Annotated in this window: 2 protein-coding genes; both read left to right on the top strand. The window is 46.6% G+C overall.

Features of this window, described 5'->3' with window-relative positions:
• The coding region (locus WMO25_RS18350) for an aconitase family protein (protein WP_349086684.1) at window positions 1-339 on the top strand (339 nt) is incomplete at its 5' end.
• Window positions 340-536: 197 nt separating this feature from the next.
• On the top strand, window positions 537-975 hold a 439-nt coding region (locus WMO25_RS18355; RefSeq protein WP_349086685.1), incomplete at its 3' end, for a potassium transporter TrkG.

Raw genomic sequence — 975 nt, forward strand, 5'->3', positions numbered from 1 at the left:
GAAGACCTGGCCGCTGCTGCAGAAGTTTTGAAGGGGCAAAAAGTAGCTGATTATGTGAAGTTGATCGTTACCCCTGCCAGCCGTAAGATTTACAAACAGGCTATGGATCTTGGCATCATGGAAACACTGGCAGAAGCCGGAGCCATCATTACCCATCCGGGCTGTGGTCTTTGCTGCGGTCGAACAGGCGGTATCCTGTCTGATGGTGAACGTGTAGTGGCTACCAATAACCGCAACTTCCTTGGTCGTATGGGCACTTCCAAGGTTGAGATTTTCCTGGCTTCACCAAGAACAGCAGCTGCCTGTGCAGTGGCCGGCAAAATTGTCACTCCGAAATAAACAGGCAATCTTTCTAACTGCCCGCAAATTATCATTATAAATAAATTCATTCTATGAAAAACCGTGTTTGTATTTTTTTGTGCAAATGCGGTTTTTCCCTTTTTTATCTTCCGTTATTCCGGAATTTGGATTATACTGTTTTTATATTTTTCTGAATCTTATTGCAGATCTTTTGTTTACGATGGGAGGAAATCATATTGAATAAACTACTAAAAACACAATCCGCCCCCAGGATTATTGCCAGCGGCTTTGCCCTGGTAATTTTTATCGGTTCGCTATTGCTGATGCTGCCATGCAGCATTCAGCCCGGCACGCATTTGGATTACATTGATGCCTTATACACATCTACCAGTGCCGTCTGTGTCACTGGCCTGACAGTGGTGGATGCCGGTGATACTTTCACGGCTCTCGGGCAATTTTTCCTGGCTGCGCTGATCCAGATCGGCGGCTTAGGTGTCACATCCATCAGTGCCGGCGTCATTCTGGCCATGGGCAGACGCGTCAACCTAAAAGGACGAATGCTCATTCGTGAGTCCATGAATCTGGATGCAGGCCGGGGACTGATTGGTTTTGTCTATACCGTTTTTAAAACCACACTGCTAATCGAATTGATCGGCGCAGCATTGAGTTTCATCG

The sequence above is a fragment of the Coprococcus intestinihominis genome (assembly GCF_040096555.1).
GTDB lineage: Bacteria > Bacillota > Clostridia > Lachnospirales > Lachnospiraceae > Coprococcus_A > Coprococcus_A intestinihominis.